This is a genomic window from Brasilonema angustatum, assembly GCF_059505445.1.
This window is the reverse complement of the sequence record NZ_JCACKO010000006.1, coordinates 55,675-81,366: the sequence shown is the minus strand read 5'-3', so window position 1 is coordinate 81,366 and position 25,692 is coordinate 55,675. Positions and strand designations below refer to the sequence as shown.

Here is a 25,692-nt window from a genome sequence, read left to right as displayed (position 1 = left end):
AGAGGGAAAGATTCTAGCGCAGCTAAAAGCGAGGGTGAGGTTTTGAGCGATCGCCCTCCTTAAAAGGCTACGGTGTACACACAAGTTCTTGAATTACCCACTCATTCGCGCAAAACCTCACCCTGCCCTATCGGGCATCCCTCTCCTTGCTAAGGAGAGGGAAAGATTTTAGCGCAGCTAAAAGCGAGGGTGAGGTTTTGAGCGATCGCCGTCCTTAAAAAGGCGTGAATCTTAAAAGCCCCCTTTTTAAGGGGGTTGGGGGATCTCTTCCGCGTAAGTCCGAATGATATTACACCCTTGCACGCTTTTTCAAGACAGGAGTTAAATGTTCAGCAATCCCATCCAATTGAATAACATTACATCCCAACTTATAAGCAAACTCAACAGATTCCCCTGCACATAGCGCATTGTAAAAGCCTGTTGCAAATTTAATTGCAGCTTTATCGCCAATCGCTTTGTTCATAGCAATAACATACGGGATGTGAGTGGCGATCGCACTCGCTTGAACTTCCGAGTAACAAGCGTTGAGGACAACACACTCAATGTCACTGGCAAACAACTTGAACAGTTCAGTTAGTGCAACGGTATCTACTAACCGCACGTTTCCAGTTTCATCTTCTAGTACTAAACCATCATCTCCTGAACCGTGACCGCTAAAGTGAACGAGTTGCGGTTTAAAATCAAGTAGTGCTTGGTAAACATCTTGAGTACGTACAGCCCACCGTTGTTGTAGATTAAACTGTTCACGTTTTTTAGCTCTTTGTAATCCCGCGTCAATTTCTCGAATCTCTTCGTTTAACCGTAAAGACGATGTGTTTTTTGGGTTAGATGCCAGAATCAGGATTGTTTTAACAGGGGTGTTAGTTTTTGGAGTAGAATCAGCTGACGAGTAGTCATTAAACGCAGTGTTTCCTTGGTTATGATAAGTTTGAGTATAAAAACTGGGGCGTTGTAGTGCCGTTCCTACCATAATTTCTAAACTATGAATTCTGTCATCTTTTTCTGCTATCAATTTTTGTATTTCTTGCTCTGCTAATGCTTTTAATTGATTATAAGTTTCAAAATATTCAGCACTGAGTTGAGACTTATCAACATTCTCTGCAGTTTTAGCACGAAGTAAAAATTTATCTTCACCCCGCTTTTCCGTTGCCACAATTTCTAATTCAGCATCAGGATGATTCTCTGCTAACTCCTTGAATGAAATCGCAATCGCACGCGGGTCAACACCTTGGTTATGATAGAGGTCGAGGGTGTCAACAATAGGTTTGATAAAATCACCAAATTCCCCATCCCCAAAAATCTCTTCTCTGTTATCCGGTTTACGAAAAGGATCAGGATCTTCTTTTGTGGGTTGGCGCATATAAACGTATTCGCACCGCACTCCGTCAAATTTTGTGTCGCTGGTAATGCCCCAATCTTTGATGTATGCACCAGTAAGAGTCGCGCCTGTAAAATCAGTTCCGTCTAACTGTGCTTGTATTAACTTTGCTCTGGATAAATCCGCATCTTGCAAATTAGCTTTGCTTAAGTTTGTGCCAATAAAGCTAGCATCTACTAAGTTAGCCCCTGTAAAGTTGACCCCTCGCAGGTCTGCACGATCAAAAATTTTATCTTTTCCCAATGCAGTAACAAGTACCTCACGCACATGTACTTTCTGAAGGTAAGTTGTCCCAGGACGAACAAACTCAAGTTTTTTAGTTCTGCGGAAACACGTACGAGTCAAAATAGCTTTTCTAAAATCTGTACTTTTGAGCGTAGCTCCTGTAAAATTAGTATCAGTTAAGTCGGCTTTGCGAAAACTTGTACCGCAAAAAGCGGCAAAAGCAACAGCGATGTTCCGAATCAAAGCCTGCTTTTCATCTCCCTTGATTGCTCGCCAACCGATATAGATGTTAAGTAACGTTACCGCTACAGCTACGGCTAAGGTTACGGCTCCGGCTAAGGCTACGGCTCCGGCTCCGGCTAAGGTGAAGGCGAAGGCTCCGGAGAAGGCTACGGTTCCGGCTACGACTCCGGCTACGGCTACGACTCCGGCTACGGCTACGGCTACGGCTACGGCTACGGCTACGGCTAAGGCTCCGGCTCCGGCTAAGGCTACGGCTATGGCTCCGACTAAGGCGAAGGTTCCGGCGAAGGCTACGGCTAAGGCTCCGGCTCCGGCTAAGGCTCCGGCTCCGGCTACAGCTAAGGCGGCGAAGCCCGCTTGTATTCCTTGGCGAATTGTGACGAAAAAGAATATAACAATAAGAATAATAACACCCAAGTTCGCGATTTGATAACTTATTTGCTCTAAATGGTCTTCACTTGAGTAAGATAGTATGCTCACCACAAAAACGCCAGCAAGACTAGAGAAAACTCCTGATATTCCCGACAGCAACCACGAAATAACAACCAGAAAAATAGCCCAACGCTTTTGCAGTCCCGCTTTGGCATGACTAAAGTTAGCACCTGTGAGGTTAGCACCGCTAAAATCAGCGCTTCGGATATCTGCACCGCTAAAGTTCGCCCCTTCAAGGTTTTGATTTTTAAACGATCGCCCTCTAAGATTTTGCCCTGAGTAATCTTGTGGTGGCATAAATCACGCATTGATAAAGTGCTGTTATGATGTCATACAAATCCCGCACTTTATTTTCCGGGTGTTTTAGGTAATTATACAATCTTTTTCTGGTGTTGGATAAAGAGGGGATGAAGTACGAACGGTTAAAAGCCCCCCTTTTTAAGGGGGGTTGGGGGGATCTTGGCAGTTTCCCCCATGATCGACTGGCGTGGGTTGGGGGGATCTTGGCAGTTTCCCTCTGGTGCCACTTTCCAATATAAGATCCCCCCGCCTGCGGCGACCCCCTTAAAAAGGGGGTAAAAGAGGGTTATTAGCCCCCCTTTTTAAGGGGGGTTGGGGGGATCTTGGCGGTTTCCTCCATGATCGACTGGCGTGGGTTGGGAGGATTTATATCAGATTCGGTTAATTAGTTATGATTGACGAGCCAGCGCTCTTGGTAGGATTTCCCTCCAAAGCCACTTAGCAATACAGTTCGGTTAAGATCCCCCCGCCTGCGGCGACCCCCTTAAAAAGGGGGTAAAAGAGGGTTATTAGCCCCCTTTTTAAGGGGGTTGGGGGGATCTTGGGGGGATTTATATCAGATTCGGTTAATTAGTTATGAGTTTCGCGATGTCTGAACCCCACCCCTCAATCCCCTCCCCTTAGCAAGGGGAGGGGAGGTTTTGGCGCAAGACAAAACCGGGGTGGGGTTCAGACAGCCGTGCTTCGCAGAAGAGATCCCCCAACCCCCTTAAAAAGGGGGCTTTTAAGATCCCCCCCTTAAAAAGGGGGTAAAAAAGATAGAACTTACGCAGAAGAGATCCCCCAACCCCCTTAAAAAGGGGGCTTTTAAGATTCCACTCTTAAAAAGGAGGACAAGGGGGGATCGAGGTTTCGGGTTTTGAGTGCGTAAGTCCTGAGAGTCTCTACAATCGAGAAAGAATTGAATGTCTTGGTAAAAAGGGCGCAAATGTCAGAAATTTTTGCTACTACTGGAACCATTGCTGCGATCGCCACTGCTGTTGTTCCCCAGCAGGGTAGTGTTGGGATTGTCCGCGTTTCTGGTTCACAAGCAATCCACATCGCCCAAACTCTTTTCTGTGCACCAGGGCATCAAGTTTGGGAAAGTCACCGCATTCTTTACGGTTACATCCGCCATCCCCAAACGCAGCAATTGGTGGATGAAGCACTTTTGCTGATTATGAAAGCACCCCGTTCTTACACGCGTGAAGATGTGGTGGAGTTCCAGTGTCACGGAGGAATTATGGTGGTGCAAGAAGTTTTGCAACTGTGTTTGGAACATGGTGCAAGACTGGCACAACCAGGAGAATTTACTTTGCGGGCGTTTTTGAATGGACGACTAGATTTAACTCAAGCAGAAAGTATTGCGGATTTGGTAGGAGCGCGATCGCCTCAAGCTGCACAAACAGCACTCGCTGGTTTGCAAGGGAAATTAGCTTCTCCGATTCGTCAGCTACGGGCGATCGCCTTAGATATCTTGGCAGAAATTGAAGCGAGGATAGATTTTGAGGAAGACTTAGCTCCGCTGGATGATAAAGTGATCATATCAGAAATTGAGAGAATCTCAGCAGAAATTTCCCAGATTCTTGCAACTGCGGATAAAGGAGAATTGCTGCGGACAGGGTTAAAAGTGGCGATCGTCGGGCGTCCGAATGTCGGAAAATCGAGTTTGTTGAATGCTTGGAGTAGAAGCGATAGAGCCATTGTCACCGATTTGCCTGGGACAACCCGCGATGTGGTGGAATCGCAGTTAGTTGTCGGCCCAATTCCCGTGCAGGTATTGGATACTGCGGGAATTCGGGAAACACAAGACCAAGTAGAAAAGATAGGGGTTGAGCGATCGCGCCGTGCAGCTAGTGCAGCCGACTTAGTGCTTTTGACCATTGACGCCACAGCAGGTTGGACAGCACTAGACCAAGAAATCTACTCTCAAGTGCAACATCGTCCCTTAATTTTGGTGATTAATAAAGTTGACTTAGCATCTCCAGAAAAGGTGCAATATCCAACAAGTATCAACCATGTTGTCAAAACAGCCGCTGCTCAAAACCAAGGTATTGACGCTTTAGAAACTGCAATCTTAGAACAAGTCAAATCAGGCAAAGTCCAAGCCGCAGACTTAGATTTAGCAATTAACCAAAGACAAGCAGCCGCATTGATAAAAGCAAAAACATCCCTAGAACAAGTCCAGGCGACAATTGCCCAGCAGTTACCTCTTGATTTCTGGACAATCGACTTGCGAGATGCGATTCATGCTTTAGGGGAAATTACAGGCGAAGAAGTGACAGAATCTGTTCTCGACCGGATTTTTAGTAAGTTTTGTATTGGTAAGTAATATAGGAATCGGGTTTTATTTGGTGATTGACTCGTAGAGGTAGGGAACAGGGAACAGGGAACAGGGAACAGGGTTGAAAATCTCGTGATGTCCGTATTTTCTCATTTGTTCATGTCCTAATCTACCTGGCAACGTCTATAACTCAAATCCTATGAGTTGCAGGTATAGGGGAATACTAAGTTAAACGCAACTCATTCAAGGATTTGTCATGTTTAATAAATTGAAACAACTTATCACCAATCAGCAAAATGTGATGGAGACATTGCAGGATGATCCTTTTTACTTTCAGCCACAAGCAGTTGGCTATCATCCAAATAATGCCTACACTTTGGGACTGATTTCTTCCTTAGCTTATAAAAATGGGACACAACTAAATCCAAACCTTCAAAAAGATGTACCACGTTGGATTTCAAAATTTAATGTTGCAGATCTGGCTCTAGATAAAACAAAGCTAAATTGGTTTGACAGTGATACTTGGAGTTTAACAGATACCCAAGCGATCGTACTAGAAAATCAAGAGGTAGTGATTATTGGTTTTCGGGGTTCTCAAGAAAGGATAGATTGGCTAACAGATTCCCAAATCATACAGCGTACTAAAGGACCTGGAGGTTACGGCGTACATTTTGGAATATATTACGCTCTGATGTCAATTTGGGATAAAATAGAGCCTTACATTAAAAATAAAGGAGACAAAACTCTGTGGTTTACAGGGCATAGTTTAGGAGCTGGTTTAGCAGTCATGGCTACTGCTCATTGTCTGTTTGAACTCAACATTGTCCCGAACGGGTTATATAACTATGGACAACCTAAAGTTGGTAGTGAAGACTTTGTTGAAGCTTTTAACAAGAAGTTTGTAAACCAGACATTTCGTTTTGCTAATAATAATGATATTGTGCCTTTTCTTCCTCTGAGTCAATCGGATCTTTCTGTCAAAGTCCCGAATTTAGTTAAATATCTGCCCCGAACTCAGAAGTTGAGTATAGTTAATGCCTCCACAATAATTGACTACTATCACGTTGGACATTTGAAGTATTTTGATAAAGATGGTGTTCTTCATGACGAGGGTTTAGGTATTGCCGATAAATGGCTTGATAGGATAGCTGGACATTTAGATAGTTTGTTAAAAATAGCCCCAGGTTCTTTGACAACTGGAGGTCTATTTGATCGCGTTGATCTCTTTGGCGATCATATGATGAAGCAATATATTGTCAATTTGAAAAAACATAGAGAGGAGTGGGAAATGAATAAGAAATCTGTCTCTAGTTAGTCACGTAATAACTCAAGTTATGGGTTGGGGCTGTCTCAATATGGTTCGGTTAGCTTGTTCATGTCAAGGGAGATCCCCCCAACCCCCCTTAAAAAGGGGGGCTATTTCACCCATTTACCCCCTTTTTAAGGGGGTCGCCGCAGGCGGGGGGATCTTATCCGAACCGTATTCGGGGCTGTCCTGTTGTGATGAAGTAACCCAACCTTCATGATTCCTAATATTAAAAAGATTGATATTTTCTTAATTAAAGCAAACAAATGTCTTTTGTCGAAGAACTTAACAACGCTAACGCATTCATCATAGGAGCAAGCCAAGGAATTGGTTTGGGTTTTGTGCAAAAACTACTGCAAGATGACAGGTTTGCCAAAATCTATGCGACTTACCGTCAGCCAGAGTCTGCTGCTGATTTATTAGCTCTTGAAGGCGAACATCCAGACAAATTAACTTGTCTGTCGATGGATATTACTGATGAATCGCAGATTATTGATGTTGTTCAAAAGATAAGTGCAGTCGTTAACAAGTTGCATTTAGTTGTTAACTGTGTGGGATTGCTGCATGAGGGTGCTTTGCAACCAGAAAAAAGTTTAAAACGTATCAATTCAGAATATTTGATGCACTACTTCCAAGTCAACAGTATTGGGGCTATTCTGCTTGCCAAACACTTATTATCTTTATTCCGTCATCATGAGCGCAGTGTTTTTGCCAGTATTTCTGCCAAGGTAGGTAGTATTGGTGATAATCAACTTGGAGGATGGTATGGATATCGAGCCTCCAAAGCTGCACTCAATATGTTAATGCGAACAGCAGCTATTGAGTATAAAAGAACGAGTCCCAAGACTGTGATAGTCATGTTACATCCTGGGACAACTGATACACGCCTTTCTCGTCCATTTCAGGCAAATGTACCTCCTGAAAAATTGTTTTCAGTGGAACGCACAGTTAATCAATTATTCGCTGTCATCGAACAGCTTCAGGATGGCGATAGCGGGCAGTTTTTTTCCTGGGATGGTAGCCGCTTACCTTGGTGAAAAAAGTGAAAATAAAACAGTTGTCTGAAAGCGACAGAACCCCGACTTCGCAGAAGTTGTTAGGGATCTTGTTTCTCACGAATATTTAAGCTTGCTCATAGATATTTGATTCTATCAAAATATAAGGTTAAATATCTAGGCAATAAAGGTTAAGAAACGGTTATTCATAAAAAATTTCAAACTGTTTAGAGCATTGCCTAAAATAGGCAAAAGCTTTCTCAAAGCTTTTTGAGTACACACTTCATAATTTCTAGGATTTCCAAAGCCAGAGAAGCTAGGAAATACTTAATAATTTCGGCATTGACGAAGTGTTGTCAATCGAATTATTGTGAGTATAAAGCAATTATATTCGAGATGAATAGAATGAATTAATGATAAGTTAACGTACCCTTAATCTAGTTTAAATTATTAGTAAAATCAAGAAAAATTTATAAAGAACGATACTGAATTTGTATGATTTAGGTTTCAATAATCTTTTGAAGTCCGCGCTCCAGAAAAATTTTAACCCTGGGAGCAAAGCGTATTCAACAGTTATCAGTTATCAGTGATTAGCTCAAAAAAGCTGCTTATTTTGATAACTGTTCCCTGTTCCCTGTTTCCTGTTCCCTTCCACATAACACTTCTAACCGATCCTTAATTTTATGAAATCTAACTTTCCACTCAAGATAAACCGTCGTCAGTTCTTGCTAACTTCAGCCATCACCAGTGGTGGAATTATTGCGACAAATCTTTTATCAAAATCAACAGGTTTTGCTCAAGCACCTGCTATCATCACACCTGATAAAGCACGTCCCTCCATACCCTATGGAGTGGCTAGTGGTGACATCAATGGTAATAGAGCTGTTGTTTGGAGTCGGAGCGATCGCCCAGCCCGGATGATTGTAGAATATGCAACTGATGAATCTTTCCGTGACGCACAGCGTGTTGTTGGACCGACAGCAATAGATGCCAGCGATTATACAGCACGGGTTTATCTCAAAGATTTACCATCAGATCAGCAAATATTCTACCGGGTGACTTTCCGGGATTTATCTGATACAAAAATTTCCAGCGCCCCTGTCCAGGGTACTTTCCGAACTCCTGCTGCATATCGGCAAAATGTATTCTTTGCTTGGTCAGGGGATACTGCTGGTCAAGGATGGGGTATTAATCCGGATTTTGGTGGAATGAAGATTTACGAAACTATCCGGAATGTCAAGCCAGACTTTTTCATTCATTCTGGTGATAATATTTATGCCGATGGTCCGATTCAAGCGGAAGTCAAGCTAGATGACGGTAGTATCTGGAAAAATATCACCACACCAGAAAAATCAAAAGTTGCTGAAACCCTAGCAGAATTTCGTGGTAACTATATATATAACTTATTGGATGAAAACGTCCGTCGCTTTAATGCTGAAGTACCCATACTAGCGCAATGGGACGACCACGAGACTCGTAATAACTGGTATCCTGGACAAACGATTGTAGATGATGACCGCTACACAATCAAGGACGTATCTTTACTATCACAACGGGCAAATCAAGCATTTTTAGAATACGTACCAATTCAGATTAATGCTGATGATCCAACCAGAATTTACCGTTCTTTTAAGCATGGTCCTAACTTAGAAATTTTCATGCTAGATGAACGCAGTTACCGGGGACCAAACACAACTAATCGTCAGACAGAACAAAGTGCAGAAACGCCATTTATAGGCAATGCACAGGTGCGTTGGTTGAAAAACCAATTGCGCAAATCAACAGCAACATGGAAAGTCATTGCAAGTGATATGCCTATTGGGTTAGTCGTTCCAGATGGTTCCACCAACTTTGAAAACTTTGCTAACGGAGATGGTCCAGCCTTAGGACGGGAACTAGAACTTGCAGATTTACTACGGTTCATCAAACAAAGCAATATCAAGAATGTTGTCTGGTTAACTGCTGACGTACATTACGCCGCCGCACACTATTACGACCCCAACAAAGCACAGTTTCAAGACTTCAAACCCTTCTGGGAGTTTGTTGCAGGTCCTATCAACTCTGGCACATTTGGACCAAACAAACTCGACAATACCTTTGGTCCACAGGTGAAGTTCCTAGGTATACCTGAAGATTTGAAACCAAATCGACCCCCGAGTGAAGGTTTCCAATTCTTTGGTACCGTCAAAATTGATGGTTATACAGAGGTGATGACGGTTGCATTGGTGAACTTGGAGGGTAAAACTCTTTATAGTGTAGATTTACCACCAGAAAAAGACTGAAATATTAGTGTAGGGGAGCCAGTGCTGCAGGAGGGTTTCCAACGCCAGATACCTGCGGAGGGAAACCCTCCCGCAGTACTGGCTCCTCCGTAGGCATCTGGCGTTGGGCATAAGTAATGCCCACCTTACTTCTTAGCAATGAGAAATTCACATTTCTCTATTACCTATTCAGATACCGGCTAGCCATTTGCATGATATCAGAAATATCAACATCGCCATCGCCGTCTGCATCGAGAAAAGAATTCAGCACAGGATTTCCTCCTGCTTGAGGATTTTGAGAACTTGCACCAGTTCTTAATACATTCAGAACCAAAGGAACCAAAGTTGGTAGTAATTGTTGAACTAACCCTGAATCTAACCCTGTGCGCTGGGCAACAGTATTAGCCAACTGCTGTTGCAAAAAAGGTGCAAAAAGAGAGTCTACAGCTTGAGGATTAGGGGAAGTATCGCCAAACTCATTCACGACCTCTTGGGCGGCTTCTGGACCTTCTGTATCTCGTTTCTGTTGTAACGCTGAACGCACCTGACCACCAACAATACCCAAAACGGATTGCATTGTAGAGGGATCTGTACCAGCATTATTGCTTAATTGCTGCACGGTGTTGAGGATATTCCCAATCTGACCCATATTGCCTTGCTGGCTAGAATTGCCAATTGCACCGATAATTTGGTCAAAAAGTCCCATAAAATTTTTCTCCCTGTGTACTCATCCTAACAAAACCAAATTCTGACACACCAGCGACGACTTATTCCGAAGTATTTAGTAAAAAATAAGCTTTTTCTCTCTCAAGCTTGTAAGCCCAACAGCGGTGTTAACTTCTATCAATAGGTAGAAAAATGCTGAACTCTGTACCTTTATTCAACTCAGACTTAAAAGTCATTTTGCCCAGATGCTTTTCAACAATAATCTGATAGCTAATTGATAAACCCAATCCAGTGCCAAGACCTCGCGGTTTAGTCGTAAAAAACATTTCAAATATTTTATCCTGGTTTTGGGGTGCAATACCTGAACCATTGTCTGCAATTGTTATCTTCACCCAATTGTTGTCGCAACGTTCGGTACTTATGGTAATTGCACGACAAAACCTCCGATTGAGAGCAGACTTTTCCTCTACAGCATCAATCGCATTACTCAAAAGATTCATGAACACTTGATACAGTAGTCCTGTATAGCCTGGAATCGGTGGAACATCACCATAGTGGCAAATAACGTTGATCCCGGTTTTTAAGCGGTTTTGTAGAATTAACAGCGTACTGTTGATACATACGTGTATATCTACTAACTGGACTTCTCTTTCATCCAGACGGCAAAAATCTTTCAAACTTCGGGAAATTTCGCGGATGCGTTCAGCCCCAAATTCTACTGAATTTAGGAGTTTTGGCAAGTCAGCTTTGAGAAATTCTAAATCTATGTCCTCTGCTAATACTTCTACGGCGGTGGGGGAGTTAGGAACTTCAACTTCGTATGTTTGCAGTAGCGCTAAAAGATCATCAATGTAGTTTTTCGCGTGTACAAGATTACCAGAGATAAAATTCACGGGATTGACGATTTCATGAGCGACACCAGCCAACATTTTGCCCAAACTGCTCATTTTTTCGCTATGAATTAGTCGCGCTTGAGTTTCAGATTTTTGTTCTTCTAAAAGTTGCTTGACTTGTTGGATAAGTTGGTTTACTGAGGTGGCTAACTCGCCCACTTCATCTTTTGTTGTCACAGGCGCTTGTAGATCAAAATTGGCTTCTTGGGTAACGCGTTGAGCAATGTGTGTTGCAGCTTTCAGGGGACGAGCGATCGCACGACTTGTATATAAGGCAAAAATAGTCGCCAGTACTGTTGACAGCAACATACTACAGATAATAATTAGCCCTTTTAGTATATATGTATCACTTGAAACGACATCAGCTTTGTCCTGACGCTGGCGAACTAATATGGCAAAGTTGTTTAACTCGTGGGTAAATTGATAAAACTTCAGTGTTGCTTTAATTTGATTAAATTGCCAGATAAGTTCCCTTGCTTTTAAAACTTTCTGTGAATTGGGGCTAAGGGAGGAAATTTGCTGTAGCAGGACTCGCAGTTGCCGAATATACTCTGTCAGTACGCTGTCATACTTATTGAGCAAAGCTTGCAAATCCCCTTGCGAGTTAGTTTTGCTAAATTCTCGCAACTCATTCAACAACGTTTCAGTTTCCTTAAGAGATGCTTCAATCTCATCATGTTTCTGTTGTACAGCTTTTTGCTCTAAAAAAAATACTTGTTCTTGCTGATTAGTGTCGATTTCCAACAACAATATTTGCAATTTATTCAATAAAGATCCTTCCTGCTCTGCCATTATTATCTGTTGTCTAGCATGTTGGAAGTAGCGATCGCCTATCACCAACCCCACCGTTGTTCCCACAACAGCAATCCCAAAGGAAATAACATACCCACAGATAATTTTTTGTCGAATACTAAGTTGGTGGAACACTCGTTATATCCCAGTCAGAGTCATACAAAATTTAACTACCCAAATCATGGTGGTACTTGCTGCTTAAGTTTTACAAATAAAGCTTTTCGTTAATAAAAAAGGAATTTTATCAAATTTATATACGCTAAATTTTATACAAAATCGGTTTTGAATTCAACAAAATAACTTTCTAAACACTGTGGCGAAAAACACTGAAACCATTAACATGAGAAGCATCTGGCTACTTATCCACGCTTTTCTTACCAACCATGCCTCTGTCACGTATTATCACGCTGCTCGTTGGTCTCATCGTCATTCTCGGACTGAGTCTGTGGCTGATTGATTCTTTCAGTCGGCTTTACTGGCAATTTTCCTATTCTGCGCCATTGCTGGGTAATCTGCTGTTGTTTTTGCTGATTGTCCTGATAGGAGCCTTAATCGCGGCGTTTATCTATTCTGTGTTGGTGATTCGGCGAGGTGAGAATCAACGGCGTCAGCGCAGAGAACGCCCAAGTGTACAAGTTCCTGCTGCGAAATCTGAGGCTGCGTCTTCTACTTTAGAAGCTGTCAAGCAACAAGTTGCGCAAATTCAAGATGAAGTGACACGCCAAGCTTTACTGAGTAAGTCGCGGGAGATTGAGACTAATTTGGCTCGCGGCGAGATTCAAGTTGTCGTGTTTGGAACTGGGAGTGCTGGTAAAACCTCCCTGGTGAATGCGGTGATGGGACGTGTGATTGGCAAGGTTGATGCAGCAATGGGAACGACTCAGGTTGGAGAAACTTATTGTCTGAGGTTGAAGGGATTAGAACGCAGGATTTTAATCACGGATACACCAGGTATTTTAGAAGCAGGGGTGGCGGGAACCGAAAGGGAACAACTTGCGCGAGAGGTGGCGACAGACGCAAATTTACTGTTGTTTGTGGTGGATAATGACATACGGATGTCAGAATTTGAGCCGTTACGAGCATTGGCTCAAATTGGTAAACGCTCTGTGCTTGTCCTCAATAAAAGCGATTTGTATACAGACGAGGACAAAGAAGCGATTTTGGCGAGGTTGCGTCAACGAGTGCGGGGATTTATTGCACCGAGTGATGTAGTGGCGATCGCCGCAAATCCCCAATCTGCAGAACTAGAAAATGCGGGAATTTTCCAACCTGAGCCTGATATCTTACCTTTAGTCCGGCGAATGGCAGCGATTTTACGGGCAGAGGGTGAAGACTTAGTAGCAGATAACATCCTCTTACAATCCGTACGACTGGGAGAGTCAGCGCGGAAACTCATTGATACTCAGCGTCGTCGTCAAGCTGACAAAATTGTGGATCGGTTTCAGTGGATTGGTGCTGGTGTGGTTTCGGTAACGCCTCTACCAGTGGTTGATTTGCTAGCAACAGCAGCTGTCAATGCTCAAATGGTGGTGGAAATTGGCAGAGTTTACGGCTGTGAATTAAATATGGAGAATGCAAAGGAATTGGCGCTGTCTTTGGCAAAAACTCTTGCTAGTTTAGGTATAGTCAAGGGAGCATTACAGTTACTTACTACCGCCTTGCAGCTTAATGTCGCTACTTTTATTGTTGGTAGAGCAATTCAAGGCGTGACAGCCGCTTATTTGACGCGAATTGCTGGGAAGAGTTTTATTGAGTATTTTCGTCAGGACCAAGATTGGGGTGACGGAGGAATAACGGAAGTTGTCCAGCGACAGTTTCAACTCAATCGCCGCGATGAGTTTATTAAGATTTTTATTCAGCAGGCAATACAACGAATCGTGCAGCCGTTACAAGGAAGTTCTGAAGTAGAGGAAGAGGAACTTGACAATAAAGGGGTGTAGGGGTGTAGGGGTGTAAGGGTGTAAGGGGAAGAGAAAATTTTCTTTGTTGCCACGCTGCCGGAACAAGGACACAAGCCGTTGCGGCATTGACAATAAATCTTTACAGTAGGAATACTGCTTAGACCAGATACATCAACTGGCACACACAGCAGAGTAGTAATATTGCCAGTGCTTGACAGCACTGGCGCTATTTCATATTTTAAGCTAATCTGATATTTATTGTTTTTAAAATAACCTTTTAAAAACAATATTACGTAACTACACTTAGAAAAACCGAACTCCTATTTAACCACTCAGGGCTATATTCAGCGCTCCTTTCATTTAATTGAATCAGGGTTCCGGAAATAGGAGGCAATGTTAGAAAACCTATATAAGCAGTGACTAAGTAACTAGCTCATGACTAACCACATGATCGGTAAAGTACTACAAGGACGTTACCAAGTCGTCCAAGCCCTGGGTGCAGGGGTGTTTGGCGAAACATACGTCGCTGTAGACATTGAGAATCCAGAGAATCCCAAATATGTTATTAAACAGCTCAAGGTTATCAGTTCCCAACCAAGCTACTTACAAACTCTGAGGTTAAGATTTCTTACAGAAACCGAAACACTCAGACAATTGGGACACCATAAGCAAATTCCTCAACTGATATCGTGCTTTGAAGAACATGAACGATTCTACTTAGTGCAAGAGTTTGTAGAAGGACACGCACTCACAGCGGAACTTCCTATCAATCTCAATTTAGGTCATTTCTGGAGTGAAAGTGAAGTTATCAACTTTTTACAAGATGTTCTATCAATTTTAGACTTTGTTCACTCTCAAGGTGTTATTCACTGTGATATAAAGCCAGAAAACTTAATCAGACGTGCTTGTGATAACAAGTTAGTTCTCATTGATTTTGGTTCAATTCAATCAATCGATTTTGAAATCATTGATGAGATATTACCTTTAGATAGCATTCCCGTCAGTTCACTGGGTTATATACCACCAGAGCAATTTATTGGTCTAACACAACCTAATAGCGATATTTATGCTTTAGGAATGATTGCCATTCAGGCTTTGACTGGGGTGACACCGCTGCAACTGAAAGTAGATCCCCAAACTAATGAGATTCTGTGGCGTTCTCCAAGCACACCAGTGAGCGATTATTTGGCTGCCATTATCACCCAAATGATTCGTTACAACTACGAAGATCGATTCCAATCTGCTCGTGTTGCATTACGGGCGCTTCAGCAAATGCCGTTGGAAACTCAATACTCGTACATTGTAGATGTCGATTTTACCGTTTCTTCAGAGGACTCTGAAAAAAATCAGCCACAAAGTAAGTTAAATACTAACCCTAAACATCCAACATCTTCAAACTATTCTCCACTCTTGACAGGAATGAAAGTGGGGTTGGTTGCTAATTCTTTGTTCATGGGATTTGGAACTTACTTTATCATACATAACACTCCAACCTATTCAGAAAAAGAAGCATTATATAAAGCAACTGAAGAATATCAAGCAGGAGATTTGGACGGAGCAATTGCTCTAGCCAAATCAATTCCCTCCAATAGTAATGTCTATCCTGACGCACAAGCCAGTATTGAAGAATGGCAAAAGCAATGGCAAAATGCTGCTAAACAATACGAAGCCGCAGAAAAAGCCTTTCAAGAGAATCGTTGGTCAGATGTATTGCGTGCAACCTCTCAACTTCCTGATATTTTATATTGGCAAACAAAAACAGATAAATTAGTTCAACAAGCACAAGTCAATATTGAAGCACAAACTAAGGATTTATTAACCAAGGCTTATGAAAAAGCATCATTAAAAGATTTCAGCAGCGCTTTAGATTATCTGAGTCAAATTCCTGAAGAAAGCTCCGCAGGGGCAATTGTTCAACAAAAGTTGGCTGAGTATAACCACAAAAAGAGTGTCAGAGCAGCTTACTTCTTACAAAAAGCTTACAACAAAGCAGCAGAGGGAGATTTCAAAACTGCTGTTCAATTTCTTCAACAGGTTCCGAAAGATACTCCTGTATATGCTACAGCTCAAGTGAAACTTGTTGAATATACTCAAAAACAACAGATTGTGCAAGCTAAAAGTCAAAAAATAGCTTCATCAAAAACACCAGCTTTTACGAACATGAAAACACCATTGATCAACAGCAATTCTGCTAGGAATTTAGAATCTTTTGACCTAAGTCACCAAATGGAAGAGGTGAATATAAGATAAGTCTTGGCTCAAAAGTCAAGAAGAAAGAATTAAAAAACTTTCGGCTATGGATTTTTAAAGATAGACTCAGGACTTGGAACGAGAACCTGTGGTACCTGTTGTTGTGCTTGATTGCGGGCGTTTATTGCTGGTTGATAATCTGGCTTTAGTTTAATAACCTGATCGTATGAAGCTATGGCTTCTTTATAACGTTTCAGATTATACAGAGTATTGCCCTTACTATACCAAATATCGTAATTTTTAGAATCGTAATTAATTGCTTTCTCATAAGATGAAAGTGCCTGTTGGTATTTCTTTAAATTGTAGAGTGAATTTCCTCGACTATACCAGACTTGATAATTAGCACGTTGTAATTCAATTGCCTTATTATAAGATGAAACTGCATCGTCATAGCGTTGCATTTGATGCAGTGACCACCCGCTACCATACCACGCTTGATAATTTCTACGATTATATTTAATGACTTCTTTAAAAGATTCAAGCGCTTCTGGATAACGTTGCAATTTGATAAGTATATTACCTCTAGATAACCAAGCTTGGTAAAAATTGGGTTTATATTGGACTGCTTTCTCATACGCTGCAACTGCATCTTGATAGCGTTGCAAATTTACTAAAACGTTGCCTCTGTTATACCAAGCTCTTTCATAGTCTTGTTTGAATTCAAGTACTTTATCATAAGCTGTTATTGCCTCATCGTAGCGTTTTAAATTTTGTAACAACAATGCTTTATTGTACCACGCTTCATAATATTCTTTCTTCAATTCAATGGCTTTATCATAGGATTTTAGTGCTTGATCATACTCATTTAATTTAGCTAAAGCTTCTCCCTTTGCATTCCAGACTTCCGGATAGTTCTTTTGCAAAAGCAATGTTTTTTCAAAAGAGGCGATCGCTTCTTGGTATCTTTGCAACTTATTCAATGCAAATCCACGTCCACTCCAAGCTTCTAAATAATCTGGTTCTATTTGAATTGCTTTGTCGTAAGCTGCAAGTGCTTCCTGAAATTTTTTCAACTCATACAGAGTTTTACCTTGTCCATTCCATCCTTGAGCGTAATCTGGTCTGATGTTAACCGCTTTTGCATATGTTGATAAAGCATCTTGATAACGCTGTAACTCATATAAGGTATTGGCTTGCTTATACAATTCAGTAGCATTCACAGAATTGATTGCATGAGCAATATATATAGATGCTCCTACACCTATACCAATTAAACCTATGCCCACTAAAATCTTTTTTATGTCCTTTTTTTTAGGTGGATTTATTTTTGGTAAATTTTTGTTTATATTATGTTTTGATATACCAACACTTAATGTCATCATCTGAGATTTAGAGTTTTTTAAATCCTTCAAACCTTGTAGGGCAAGTTTTGCAGAAGAATAACGTTCCCGGAAGTCATAACATACCATTTTATTTAAAACTTTGGCAAAATCCTGACTGACCGAGGTATGTTTTTGCCATACAATCTCACCAGTTTCTGCATCTTTTTCTAGTTGTTCCGGAGATAATCCAGTGAGTGCTTCTATGCCAAGTATTCCTAAAGCATAGATATCACTGGTGAATTTTGGATTTCCTAGTGCTTGTTCGCTGGGAATATACCCTGGAGTACCGATCGCAACGGTAAATTTTGTTTTTCCACTAGGAATAATAACTTGGGTAGTGATTTGTTTGACAGCGCCAAAGTCAATCAAAACTAACTTGTTATCCGGCTTGCGTCTGATGATATTTCGTGGGTTGATGTCACGGTGAATAACTTGCTGCTGATGGACAAACTCTAAAATCTCTAAAATCTCTTCTAAAAGACAAATAACTTGGTCTTGATTTAGGGGTTTTCCTGGTATGATTTCTTGGCTGAGATCATGACCTTCTATGAATTCCTGTACGAGATAGAATTCTTGTTTCTCCTCAAAGTAAGCTAGAAGTTGAGGAATGCGGTCATAAATGCCTAATTTATACAGAACTTTCGCTTCTGTATCAAATAAGCGTCTGGCTGTTTGCAAAGTATCAGGGTCACTAGCTTGGGGCTTGAGTTTTTTGACGACACATTGAGGAGAACCAGGTAATTGAGTATCACAAGCAACAAAAGTTTCACCAAATCCCCCACCTCCCAAGTGACTAATAATTTGGTATCGTCCAACAAGTATGGTTCCCAACATTTGGTTAGCCTAGTTTCATGTAGTACAGTCTGATTCCAATCTTGCCACAGCTTCTCTTAAGGGTCGATAAGGGGATAAGCCAGATAAAGAGAATAACTATGTAACTAATGACTTATTGATATGATTCCTATTAGCGATCGCATTTTCTTTTTCAAACGGAGAAAGCCAATAATTATTTACTGTCTTATTGGCATTAACATTGGTCTATTTTTATGGGAACTGACACTTGAGCTTGGTGGTACATTGGGCAGTTTTGTCAATGCCTGGGGTGTCGTTCCCGCACAAATCAGTGCAGCTTTTGCAAATGCACTTGCTGGAAACCCAGCTGCTTGGATAGTTGTGCTGAAGGGTTTGACTTCACTGCTTGTGGGAATGTTCCTTCATGGCAGTTTTAGCCAAATTTTAGGGAATTTGATATTTTTGTGGGTTTTTGGTAAAACGATTGAAAGTGTTTTGGGATACGGACGATTTTTAGTATTTTACTTAGTTTCTGGGATTCTTACTGGGTTCATACAAATTCTAGCTGAACCGAGTTTGACTGTGCCATTGATTGGAGCTAACGGGGCGATTACAGCTATTTTAGGAGCTTATGTGCTTAAGTTTCCTAAAGCAAAAATTGACACTATTCTGCCCCTTTTGATTGTGTTTTTTCCCATACAAGTACCAGCTTATTTCTATTTATGTTGGTGGTTTGTGCAGCAGATTTCTTACGGAATTGGGAGTTTGAATATTCCTGGTGGCGTTAACCCCATAAGTGTTGGTTATTTGGCGCAATTTTCGGGGTTGTTTATTGGTGTTGCGTTTATCAAGCTACTGCAAAGATTTTAGTGACAAGGACTTCCACAAAATAAGCTTAATTTCAGTTGTAGATTGTCAACAATCGACAATCTACAATTTGACGTTTAGAGTCAAAAAATAGACCTGGCAGTAATCCCTGTACAAGTCGTTTATGCAAAAATAGTGATGGAGATTTCAGAATTTAGTCCGCGTATACCACGGAAAATGTAACAATACTATCTTTGGCAACTTCGTATAATGGTACAGTTGTGCACTACAAAAATCTGTGATGTCTCCTAAAACGGATTTCTTAAATTTGTCGGGCTATGCACTAGCACAATCGTTATTAACCAGGCTTTATACCGTCAGTCCTTACGAAGATTTTGATTATCAAGCTATTCCACTAAATCTGCAAGGGTGGGGTTCAACTGACCTTATTTTTGATAAGCTCATCAGCACAGTTCAACCCAGGTTGATTCTGGAAGTGGGAACTTGGAAAGGTGCTTCTGCAATTCATATGGCAAGTTTATTAAAAGAAAAAGGAATTGATACTGCCATCGTCTGTATTGATACTTGGTTGGGAGGGCTGGAGCATCTTATCCATAAAGAAGACCCAGAATTGGGACTCAGTAACCTCCGAAAGCATGGTTATCCTACGCTTTATTATCAATTTCTAGCAAATGTAATGCACCAGGGATTTCAAGACCGAATTGTTCCATTCCCTAGTACGAGTAATATTGCTGCTAAATGGTTTGAACATTATCAAATCAAAGCAGACCTAATTTATATTGATAGCAGCCATGACCAACATGATGTATATCAGGACTTAAAAAATTATTGGCAGTTATTAACACATGGTGGAATTATGTTTGGTGATGATTGGTCAGAACCTTGGCGAGGAGTTATTGCTGCTGTCAGTGAATTTGCGAAAGTGCAGCAGTTGGATGTAAAAGTAGATGGACAAAAATGGTTTTTTAGGAAAGTGTAAAGTCTAGGACTTACGCAAGCGTCACAATATAAGGTCAACTGGCACATATATTTCAAATTGAGGTAAATGCTCGTAAGCATTGATTTATAGACGTTATAGCCAAATTCTCGACCTGTGACAGTTTGAAGAAAAATGTGCCAGTTGCGTAAGTCCTGAAGTCAAAAACTCGGAAGGAAGGGCTTTGCGGAAATGGATTGAAGTACCTGAAACAGTTGTAAATGCGCAATAAGAAGCACTTAGACCCCTCAAAGACTAGAAAACATCATTTCCTGCAATGCCCTGCACCCAGATTTAGATGACATCATAGAGCAGCACCGAGAATTGGTAAATGCAATTTGCTTAGGCGATGCGTCAACAGCAGAGCTAATCGCCCAAAATCACAATACAGATGGTAAAGCACTCGTCGAACACCTGCAAGAAATAGAAAAACAAAATTCAGCTGACAAAGCATTGAGCTAGGGAGCATAAACCATGATTAACCTGAATCAATATGAAGTCTTGACCTTTGACTGCTATGGAACTTTGATTGATTGGGAAAAAGGTGTACTGGAGGCGTTGCAACCAGTTTTGCAGTCTCATCAGATTCAACTGAGTGAGAACGAAATCCTTGAGTGGTTTGCTCGTTTTGAATCTAATCTTGAGCAACGAGAGTACCGCAGATACAAAGATGTTCTCAAGGGGGTTGTGCAAAAATTTGGAGAACAATTTGGATTTACGCCTTCTTCTGAAGAATTAAATGCGCTTGCTGATTCTGTCAAGGATTGGCAACCTTTTGCTGATACTGTTGAAGCTCTTAAGACATTGAAACGGCGATTCAAACTAGCAATTATTTCCAACGTTGATGATGACTTGTTTGCCTTGACAGCAAAACATCTGCAAGTTGAATTTGATGAGATTGTGACTGCACAGCAAGTGAAAAGCTATAAACCTTCTGTGCAAAATTTTCACGTGGCGATCGCCCACATCGCAAAAATTGGCATCCCCTCTGAAAAAATTCTGCACGTTGCTGGTAGTATCTACCATGACATTGTTCCGGCAAATTCCCTTGGGTTATCGACAGTTTGGGTAAATCGTAGATTAGGACAAGAAGGTTCAGGGGCTGCTTTACCTGCTCAAGGGAAACCAGATTTGGAAGTAGCAGATTTGAAAAGTCTGGCTGCAAAAATTAATTTTTGAAATGTCATCATCAATTTCACGTGTTCGCATTCGTCCAGAGCGAATATTGACGAACGCGTTTCTAAATTCACAAGCTAAATAACCGCAAATTCCGTATACTTTCTCACATCGGCTGGTTGGAAACCCAGAACAATTTGAGCTTTGGGAATTCCGGCTTTGACGAGTTCGTTGGCTATACCATATTCTGTACCGTCTCTTTGAATCCAGATTTTATCGTTGATAATATCAATATGAACTAGACAACCATGCACCCGTTGTTTATTTTCCCAGCCTAGTGTCAGCAGCAGATAATGATTGGCATTTTTATCAATGATTAACTGTCTTTCTAATTGCCCATAAGCGTAAGGAAGTTGAGCATATTCGCTTAATACTTTTTGGATAATTTGGCGATAGTTTTCTAAGGTATCCATTGTAGAATGATCTCTCGTTCTGAATCAAAGACGAGTAAACAAAGATGCTAATTTTCTATCAATATTTTACCAATCGGTTCAGTAAATAATTCTGAAAAAGAGCGTTGATCAATATTCATAATGTTTTTTTTTAGCGTTTACGACGTTAGTTTTAGTTTAGGACATGTCTTTCATTTATAAATCCTGTATTCAACCTCATTGAGAAGATTACCGCTCTTGTTAGTCTGTTGAAACTCGCGAAATACTTTACCCCCAAAACTTTCCGGAATTTTCCGACTGGGGATATTTCTTTTATCAACAGGATAGGAAAGATATTTGTACTCCAAATTCTTATCCACCCAGTCTTTCAATGCATAAATTGCCTCTCTACCAAAACTATTACCGTGATCTGATTTTTTTATCCAAATTCCTAACTCCGGTGTCTCAGTATCAATAGGATCTACGGAGCAAATTCCTAAAAACTCCAAAGTATTCTTCTTGAGAATTACCAACACTAGGTCAGTTTTATTTTATCGTTGTTGAATCATACCTTTGATGACCTTCTCGGTTTCACTGATATTGTCAGCTGGTTTCGGATACATAAAGGTGGTAATTTAGCTTGTGAATTCCCTAAACACATCTTCTGTGTATTCCAGCGAAATCGCTTGGAGAATTAGTCTTGTACTCTCTAAACTTACTTTTTCTAAGTTTTCCATCTTTTTCTAAGTTTTCCATAAGTTGCGATTTTTGGTTTCTTACTTTGGTTCATCTATATTAATGCTTAAATCATCTGATGCGGTAATGTTCCAACTTTCTTTTTCCAGAGCGTTTATCACCGCATAATGGTAAATTTCTTTAGCTGGCATAGAGAGCCTAAGTAGCTTGCTCTAACATTTTTAGTATAAACTGCTCACCTCTGCAACCATTTGGTAAACAATAAAGTATCTTAGTCTTTATTGAGCAGAGGAAAAATTGGTAAATGTTGAAGCTCAAACGGGGGTTATCACTGCTAGCTACTTTACCTCTAGTCTTTTCACTGAATGCTTGTGCTGGACAGATGGGAGGAAGTGGTGGAAGTCTGTTGGATACAATCAAAAGCCGTGGTAAGCTCATCTGTGGTGTCAGCGGACAATTGCCAGGATTTAGCTATGTTAAGTCTAACGGTGAATATGCAGGGCTGGATGTGGATATTTGTCGGGCGATCGCCGCAGCAATTTTTAATGACCCCAACAAAGTAGAGTTCCGCAACTTAAACTCCAAAGAACGGTTTACAGCCTTGCAAACGGGCGAAGTAGATATCCTCAGCCGAAATACCACTTGGAGTATGAGCCGAGACACTTCTGTAGGTATAAAATTTACTGCCGTGGTATTTTACGACGGTCAAGGCATAATGGTGAAAAAAAATAGCAATATTCAGAAGCTAGAAGACCTCAAGGGCAAATCTATCTGTATCGGGACAGGAACCACCAACGAGCAAAACCTGACAGACCAAATGCGGCAACGTGGTATCAACTACAAGCCTTTGGTCTTTGAAGATGCTAACACAGTTTTTGCCACCTACGAGCAAGGTCGCTGCGAAGGCGTCACTGCAGACCGTTCTCAACTCGTTTCCCGTCGCACCACCCTATCTAAACCGGATGACCATGTTGTTTTAGATACTGTGCTGTCAAAAGAACCTCTTACACCTGCTGTAGTCAATGGAGATTCTAAGTGGTTTGATATGGTGAGATGGACAATTTTTGCTCTTATCAATGCTGAAGAACTCGGAGTCAACTCCCAAAATGTTGGTCAATTAGCAAACAGTAATAACCCAGAAGTGAAGCGCTTGCTAGGTACAGAAGGTAACCTTGGTAAAGGCATGGGTTTAACAAACGACTTCGTAGTTCATATTATCAAAAACGTCGGCAATTATGGTGAAATTTACGAACGTAATTTAGGGAAAAACTCTGAGTTGAAATTGGAACGTGGTCCAAACAAACTTTGGAATCAAGGTGGTATTCTTTACGCTCCACCCTTTCGATAAACAAGTTATCAGTTATCAGTTATCAGGTAGGAAACGGACTCGTTCACCCCTTGTTTACTGTTCCCTGTTCCCTGTTCCCTGTTCATTGTTCACTGTTTGACTATGACTCCAATTTGGCGCAACCGAAAGTTTTTTCCTATTCTCGGTCAGGTGATAGCCGCGTTCATAGTTGCCATAATCGTGATGATACTATGGCACAACCTAATATACAATCTCCACCGGCTAGGTCTGCAGTTAGGATTTGATTTTTTACAATTCCAAGCATCCTTCGATATTGGCGAAACCCCCATTCCCTATAAATCTTCTGATTCCTACAGCCGTGCTTTATTAGTTGGATTAGTGAACTCGCTGCGAGTGATAGTTTTTGGCATCATTCTGGCAACAATTATTGGCATTACTGTGGGAGTGGGGCGGCTATCGGATAATTGGTTAGTACGTCAGCTAGCTCTAGTGTATGTCGAAATCTTACGCAACACACCTTTACTTCTGCAATTGTTCTTTTGGTATTTTGCGGTTTTCCTCAGTTTGCCAAAAACAGAAAATCAAATTTCCCTACTTGGGTTTATAAATATTAATAATCGAGGAGTTACCCTTCCTTTTGGAATAGAACTTTCTTCTGAATTATCAACACTCATCCTAGGATTAACGCTGTACACTGGTGCCTTCATCGCCGAAATTGTCAGAGCGGGGATTTTATCAGTTCCTAAAGGACAATGGGAAGCAGCACGAGCATTAGGTTTTAAGCCGAATCTCATCTTACGGCTAGTGATTTTTCCCCAAGCTTTGCGGCTGATTATTCCACCATTAACCAGTCAGTATCTTAATTTAGCTAAGAATTCTAGTTTAGCAATTGCGATCGGCTATCCTGATATTTACTTTGTGGCTTCCACAACTTTTAACCAAACAGGTCGATCTGTAGAAGTTATTCTGTTAATTATGGTTACCTATCTGACCATTAGCCTGATCATCTCTTCAGGGATGAATTTGTTAAACCGTAGCGTGCAACTCAAGGAAAGATGAGTTTTTTCAAATGAGTTCTTTTAAAAATCAAAAGCCTACTATTCTACAATGGCTACAGAAAAATCTGTTTAACAACTGGTACAACAGTCTTCTCACTGTTGTCTGTCTCTTTTTGCTTTTTTTTGGTATCAAAGCTGTCCTGACTTGGATATTGACTCAAGCAAAATGGCAAGTCATCACAGCCAACTTATCTTTATTTTTTGTTGGTCGTTTCCCACAACAACTTTACTGGCGACTGTGGCTAGCACTGTTTATTATCCTCGGTCTTTTTGGTTTGTCATGGGGAACTTTTACGAAACGTTTACCCCGTCAAATGAACAGTTGGTTACCACTTGGGTGGGCGCTTTCTTTTCCAATTATCCTATGGCTGATTGGGGGAGGTTTTGGACTGCAACCAGTAGAAAGCAATTTGTGGAATGGTTTGCTGCTTACTTTGGTGATGGCGGTAATTAGTATTGTTCTCTCTTTTCCTTTGGGTGTTTTATTAGCATTAGGTCGTCAAAGTCAGCTACCTGTTGTGCGTTGGTTTAGTATCCTCTACATTGAAATTATCCGAGGACTACCACTGATTGGAGTTTTGTTCTTTGCTCAAGTGATGTTATCCTTATTTCTACCAGTAGAATACCGTTTAGACAGAGTTTTAAGAGGAATTGCTGGTTTAATTTTCTTTAGTGCTGCTTATTTAGCCGAAAATGTACGTGGTGGTCTTCAATCAGTTCCACGCGGACAAATTGAAGCTGCCAAAGTACTGGGGTTGAATGCTCCTTTAACAGTATTACTCATTGTTCTTCCCCAAGCGCTACGTGCTGTTATCCCAGCGCTTGTTGGTCAATTTATCGGTTTGTTTAAAGATACTTCTTTGTTATCAATTGTTGGATTATTGGAATTAACAGGAATTTCTCGTGCTATCCTGGCTCAACCTCAATTTATTGCTCGCTATGCAGAAGTCTATTTATTCATTGCATTTATTTATTGGGTCTTTTGCTATTCCATGTCGCTAGCTTCTCGACGCTTAGAAAAGGAATTGGGTGTGGATCAACGGTGATGCAAAAAAGTACTTTAAACAATAAAATCCCCTCTAGAACAGAAATGTAGGAGGGGTATATGCTAAATGAAACAATTGCACCTACGCGCAACCGCTGTGCGTGCTGTGGGCGATGCGTAAGCAGGAAGCCACCCCAAGGGCGATGGCGCAGAGCGCAGAGCGCGAAGCTATCGCATAATTGTGACAAATCTGTAATTGATAACCCGCAACTTG

The 25,692-nt window shown here is 41.1% G+C and carries 20 protein-coding genes; 13 read left to right on the top strand and 7 right to left on the bottom strand.

What is annotated here, in order from left to right; translation table 11 throughout:
* Window positions 1–289 precede the first annotated feature (289 nt).
* Window positions 290–2,575 (bottom strand): pentapeptide repeat-containing protein, encoded by a 2,286-nt coding sequence (locus AC5JM2_RS01570; RefSeq protein WP_495833152.1) that lies wholly within the window; start codon window positions 2,573–2,575, stop codon window positions 290–292.
* 931 nt (window positions 2,576–3,506) lie between these two features.
* Here AC5JM2_RS01570 and mnmE point away from each other — a divergent pair.
* The 4 genes from mnmE (at window position 3,507) to AC5JM2_RS01550 (ending at window position 9,424) form a co-directional block, all read left to right on the top strand.
* Window positions 3,507–4,889: a tRNA uridine-5-carboxymethylaminomethyl(34) synthesis GTPase MnmE gene (mnmE, locus tag AC5JM2_RS01565; RefSeq protein WP_495833151.1), complete on the top strand. Its 1,383-nt coding sequence runs from the start codon at window positions 3,507–3,509 to the stop codon at window positions 4,887–4,889.
* 208 nt (window positions 4,890–5,097) lie between these two features.
* Complete coding sequence (locus AC5JM2_RS01560; RefSeq protein WP_495833150.1) at window positions 5,098–6,156, top strand: lipase family protein; 1,059 nt, start codon at window positions 5,098–5,100, stop codon at window positions 6,154–6,156.
* Between the two features lie 257 nt (window positions 6,157–6,413).
* Entirely contained in the window at window positions 6,414–7,184 is a 771-nt protein-coding gene (locus tag AC5JM2_RS01555; protein WP_495833149.1) for an SDR family NAD(P)-dependent oxidoreductase, read from the top strand.
* A 641-nt stretch (window positions 7,185–7,825) separates the two neighbouring features.
* Entirely contained in the window at window positions 7,826–9,424 is a 1,599-nt protein-coding gene (locus tag AC5JM2_RS01550; protein WP_495833148.1) for an alkaline phosphatase D family protein, read from the top strand.
* Between the two features lie 160 nt (window positions 9,425–9,584).
* Here AC5JM2_RS01550 and AC5JM2_RS01545 read toward each other — a convergent pair whose 3' ends face one another.
* Complete coding sequence (locus AC5JM2_RS01545; protein ID WP_495833147.1) at window positions 9,585–10,109, bottom strand: DUF937 domain-containing protein; 525 nt, start codon at window positions 10,107–10,109, stop codon at window positions 9,585–9,587.
* Window positions 10,110–10,236: 127 nt separating this feature from the next.
* Entirely contained in the window at window positions 10,237–11,889 is a 1,653-nt protein-coding gene (locus tag AC5JM2_RS01540) for a sensor histidine kinase (RefSeq protein ID WP_495833146.1), read from the bottom strand.
* A gap of 248 nt (window positions 11,890–12,137) precedes the next feature.
* Here AC5JM2_RS01540 and AC5JM2_RS01535 point away from each other — a divergent pair, with 248 nt between their 5' ends.
* Together AC5JM2_RS01535 and AC5JM2_RS01530 are read left to right on the top strand one after the other, a co-directional pair.
* Complete coding sequence (locus tag AC5JM2_RS01535) at window positions 12,138–13,694, top strand: YcjF family protein (protein ID WP_495833145.1); 1,557 nt, start codon at window positions 12,138–12,140, stop codon at window positions 13,692–13,694.
* A 396-nt stretch (window positions 13,695–14,090) separates the two neighbouring features.
* Complete coding sequence (locus AC5JM2_RS01530; protein WP_495833144.1) at window positions 14,091–15,905, top strand: protein kinase domain-containing protein; 1,815 nt, start codon at window positions 14,091–14,093, stop codon at window positions 15,903–15,905.
* A 44-nt stretch (window positions 15,906–15,949) separates the two neighbouring features.
* Here AC5JM2_RS01530 and AC5JM2_RS01525 read toward each other — a convergent pair whose 3' ends face one another.
* Window positions 15,950–18,061 (bottom strand): tetratricopeptide repeat protein, encoded by a 2,112-nt coding sequence (locus AC5JM2_RS01525; RefSeq protein ID WP_495833143.1) that lies wholly within the window; start codon window positions 18,059–18,061, stop codon window positions 15,950–15,952.
* 120 nt (window positions 18,062–18,181) lie between these two features.
* On the opposite strand from AC5JM2_RS01525, the gene AC5JM2_RS01520 reads away from it, so the two are divergent.
* The 4 genes from AC5JM2_RS01520 (at window position 18,182) to AC5JM2_RS01505 (ending at window position 21,002) form a co-directional block, all read left to right on the top strand.
* Window positions 18,182–18,889, top strand: coding sequence for a rhomboid family intramembrane serine protease (locus tag AC5JM2_RS01520; protein ID WP_495833142.1), 708 nt, complete (start codon window positions 18,182–18,184; stop codon window positions 18,887–18,889).
* A gap of 238 nt (window positions 18,890–19,127) precedes the next feature.
* Window positions 19,128–19,826, top strand: coding sequence for a class I SAM-dependent methyltransferase (locus AC5JM2_RS01515; RefSeq protein ID WP_495833141.1), 699 nt, complete (start codon window positions 19,128–19,130; stop codon window positions 19,824–19,826).
* A gap of 321 nt (window positions 19,827–20,147) precedes the next feature.
* On the top strand, window positions 20,148–20,285 hold the full coding sequence (locus AC5JM2_RS01510; protein WP_495833140.1) for a hypothetical protein: 138 nt from the start codon (window positions 20,148–20,150) through the stop codon (window positions 20,283–20,285).
* A 12-nt stretch (window positions 20,286–20,297) separates the two neighbouring features.
* Window positions 20,298–21,002 (top strand): haloacid dehalogenase type II, encoded by a 705-nt coding sequence (locus AC5JM2_RS01505; RefSeq protein ID WP_495833139.1) that lies wholly within the window; start codon window positions 20,298–20,300, stop codon window positions 21,000–21,002.
* Between the two features lie 74 nt (window positions 21,003–21,076).
* On the opposite strand, the gene AC5JM2_RS01500 is transcribed toward AC5JM2_RS01505, so the two are convergent.
* The 3 genes from AC5JM2_RS01500 to AC5JM2_RS01490 form a co-directional block, all read right to left on the bottom strand.
* Window positions 21,077–21,412: a XisI protein gene (locus AC5JM2_RS01500; protein ID WP_495833138.1), complete on the bottom strand. Its 336-nt coding sequence runs from the start codon at window positions 21,410–21,412 to the stop codon at window positions 21,077–21,079.
* A 170-nt stretch (window positions 21,413–21,582) separates the two neighbouring features.
* Window positions 21,583–21,906: a GNAT family N-acetyltransferase gene (locus AC5JM2_RS01495; RefSeq protein ID WP_495833137.1), complete on the bottom strand. Its 324-nt coding sequence runs from the start codon at window positions 21,904–21,906 to the stop codon at window positions 21,583–21,585.
* 240 nt (window positions 21,907–22,146) lie between these two features.
* Window positions 22,147–22,257: an element excision factor XisH family protein gene (locus AC5JM2_RS01490; RefSeq protein ID WP_495833136.1), complete on the bottom strand. Its 111-nt coding sequence runs from the start codon at window positions 22,255–22,257 to the stop codon at window positions 22,147–22,149.
* Between the two features lie 113 nt (window positions 22,258–22,370).
* On the opposite strand from AC5JM2_RS01490, the gene AC5JM2_RS01485 reads away from it, so the two are divergent.
* The 3 genes from AC5JM2_RS01485 to AC5JM2_RS01475 all read left to right on the top strand — a co-directional run bounded on the left by AC5JM2_RS01485 (window position 22,371) and on the right by AC5JM2_RS01475 (window position 25,479).
* Window positions 22,371–23,414 (top strand): amino acid ABC transporter substrate-binding protein, encoded by a 1,044-nt coding sequence (locus tag AC5JM2_RS01485; protein ID WP_495833135.1) that lies wholly within the window; start codon window positions 22,371–22,373, stop codon window positions 23,412–23,414.
* A 102-nt stretch (window positions 23,415–23,516) separates the two neighbouring features.
* A complete protein-coding gene (locus AC5JM2_RS01480) occupies window positions 23,517–24,434 on the top strand; it encodes an amino acid ABC transporter permease (RefSeq protein ID WP_495833134.1) in 918 nt (305 codons plus the stop codon).
* 10 nt (window positions 24,435–24,444) lie between these two features.
* A complete protein-coding gene (locus AC5JM2_RS01475) occupies window positions 24,445–25,479 on the top strand; it encodes an amino acid ABC transporter permease (RefSeq protein ID WP_495833133.1) in 1,035 nt (344 codons plus the stop codon).
* Window positions 25,480–25,692: the final 213 nt, after the last annotated feature.